The sequence below is a fragment of the Streptomyces sp. NPDC058620 genome (assembly GCF_042717135.1).
Taxonomy (GTDB): domain Bacteria; phylum Actinomycetota; class Actinomycetes; order Streptomycetales; family Streptomycetaceae; genus Streptomyces.
This window is the reverse complement of record NZ_JBHXQO010000135.1, coordinates 1-2583: the sequence shown is the minus strand read 5'-3', so window position 1 is coordinate 2583 and position 2583 is coordinate 1. Positions and strand designations below refer to the sequence as shown.

Below are 2583 nucleotides of genomic sequence, written 5' to 3'. Positions count from 1 at the left end.
GGAAGCTCCGCTGCAGCACCACCCGGATCACAGCCGCCGTCCGTGCCGTCGTCGCCCTTGAACTCGCCACCTGATCAAGATGGAAAAGGCTCAGTGGATTCCGAAGCCAGCTCGCCGGCGGCCACTTGCTGAAATTCAAAATTGTGGTTGTCTCGCCGTCACCGATGCTGACCGTTGCAGGAGTCGACTTGGAGAAAGTTCTCGACGCGGGGCTGCCGCCAATCTTCATGTAGCAGTAGGCCTGGCTGCGGCTGACGAAACGCGCCCGACGCCGCTGGTGCGGATCGTGTCACCTGGCCCGGGGCTGACGCGTTCACCAACTGTTGGAGAGGCAACACTGAAAGCGCTCTCTGGGAGCTTTCGACCTTAGTCTGAGCTGACCAGGTGCAATCGATGTTCCGTTTTCCTGAGCTCGGTACGAACAGCCGAGACTTCCACCTGCCCCGGTTGTAGACGATTACGAAACCAGTCCCGCACGGCCTTAGAGCTGGGCGTGCGGGACTGCTACGTACTCGCAGGTGCCGAAATCAGAGCAGGCAGGAATCAATAGAGAGCTCAACGGTCAACTCCGCTGTGCTCCGGTTCAGAGACCCTGAGCCGCTTTCGAATTTACGGTCGAGGCGGTATTGAGTGTGCCCTTCGAGCGGGTCTGTGCGCGAGCTAGCGCAGGCTTGTTGTCAGCGATGAGCTGCTGTTGAATAGCGGATTCCTCGGCGAACCAGACCTTGACCAGGTTGGTATTTTCCTTGCATTCGACTTCGGCGGTGGCTACTGCGATTTCTTTATCCGAAGCCGTGAACCCATTCGTCGCCACGAGGTCGCTGGCATCCCAGACTGTCTCCACGTTGTAGCCGCGCGTCTTCATGCAGGCGGCCCATTCGCTCATCGCGGCCTTGACAGTGGGAGTCTGCTGCGACCGCTCAAAACTTTTGCCGCTCAACTCTTCCACGAGCGCGGTGTCAAGAGCGCCGACCTTGCGGTTGACCTCTCCACTACAGCCACCCTCGGGAAGTTCTTTGCCTTTGAAGGATTTAGCCTCAGCGCCTCCCTTGAGCCCCTGCAGGACCGTTTCAGCATCCGGCACGTCCTGCTCGGGCGGCGGAGTACTCTCCTTGCCGGAGTCGGGCACGTGGTAGCCGTAGTCCTTAGCCTCCGCCAGCACGGTTAGCCCGTAGCGACGGGGCATGTTCGACGCGTTGTCCGCAGGTGGCGGGGAGGTGCCGAGGTCCTCGGTCTTCCAGTTCGTGAAGCCGTAGCGCCGCATGCAGGACATCTCAGCGACGTCCCGTGCCTGCTGAACGGCGATCTCGTCTGCGTAGGACGCCATGAACTGCTCAAGCGGCAGAGCCATGCCCTTGGCCAGCCCAGCGGCAGGAACCTTGGCCGGCCAGTTCTCCCGGAAGACCTTGGGAGTCGCGGCCTCGGACTCAGCCTCCGCCGGTCCGCCGGCGGTCACCACCCGAGGACCGTTCCCGCCCTGATGCCCGCAGCCGACCATGAGTACCGCCAGAGAAGCGGCGACAGCAGGAACAAAGAAGATGTGTCGCACATTCATCACAGCCTCGCACTGCTAGCGTTTTCGTTCTTCAGGGAAGAAATAAGGTTCTCGTTGTGGTCGGCCTCAATTGTCTGGTAAGCACCTGACTGATTGCTGTTGTAGTAGATCCGATGCGATCGGCTGTCACCGTTGGATCCGCCCGCAGCATTGTTCTTCACGCCCTGACCGGAGCCTTCCGTCCAGCGGCACGAACTTCCGTTGGGAAGCGAGATACCCATGTCGTAACCGAACTGGTATCGGATCTCCTGCATCCCAGAGGACGTCAGGTAGTTGTAGCCGGTGTGCGAGTCCTCAGTCTTGTTCGTGAGGAAACAGGCGCTATGGAAGGTGCCGCTGCTCTGAGTGCTGTTGTAGATGATCGCGAAGCATCTCGTCGACGACGAGCACTGATCTTCGCTGTACGTGATGTAGGCGCTCGCCTGTGTAGCAGGAACGAGCACCGCAGCCACCGTGATGGCAGCAGTCGCCGCACAACGTGCCATGAAGGATTTCTTCGACATTCTCTCCCCGCCTGATACTCAAGGTCGGGTGCTCGAGTCGGTTTGACAAGTTTCGACTCCCACCCCTGACCGCTTCCGTATGACAATATCTCCGCGACTAGCCCGGCTGAGCGGTGCGTGACTAATCGGCCGGATTACTATGTAGCCACCCCCCACAATGACCGAAACTAAGACCATTCCCTTAAATGATCTTCAGTGAGATTCTTCGAGATGGCCACCAATCGGGTGACGGTCTGGGCAGTACAACAAACAAGGCCCACGAGCTGTTGATCGAGATGTCTGACGTCTCAACAACATTGACAGGCTGAGGATCATGTGACGAATTCAAACGCGCAGGCGGCCTCCTGTGCTGACGGCGACAGATGCCGGGCGTCCCCCACTAGATCGCTCACATCCACCCAACGACCCGGAACCCAACTGTTTCGGATCAATGAGCCTTTTCCATCTTGATCAGGTGGCGAGTTCGAGGGCGACGACGGCACGGACGGCGGCTGTGATCCGGGTGGTGCTGCAGCGGAGCTTCCG

At 59.5% G+C, this 2583-nt stretch carries 3 protein-coding genes; all 3 read right to left on the bottom strand.

Features of this window, described 5'->3' with window-relative positions; genetic code table 11:
- Nucleotides 1-229, bottom strand: a 229-nt coding sequence (locus tag ACFWSK_RS37605; protein ID WP_383796649.1) for a hypothetical protein, incomplete at its 3' end; no start/stop codon positions are given.
- 354 nt (nt 230-583) lie between these two features.
- The gene (locus ACFWSK_RS37600; protein ID WP_383796647.1) at nt 584-1459 is read right to left on the bottom strand and encodes a hypothetical protein; all 876 of its coding nucleotides are present in this window, start codon (nt 1457-1459) and stop codon (nt 584-586) included.
- 95 nt (nt 1460-1554) lie between these two features.
- Nucleotides 1555-2058 carry a hypothetical protein gene (locus tag ACFWSK_RS37595; protein WP_383796644.1) on the bottom strand — a complete coding sequence of 168 codons (504 nt, stop codon included), beginning with the start codon at nt 2056-2058 and terminating at the stop codon, nt 1555-1557.
- Nucleotides 2059-2583 lie beyond the last annotated feature (525 nt).

Bases quoted from the DNA above. Each gene is read 5' to 3' on its own strand.
- ACFWSK_RS37595 (WP_383796644.1), bottom strand. From the start codon at position 2,058: ATGTCGAAGAAATCCTTCATGGCACGTTGTGCGGCGACTGCTGCCATC.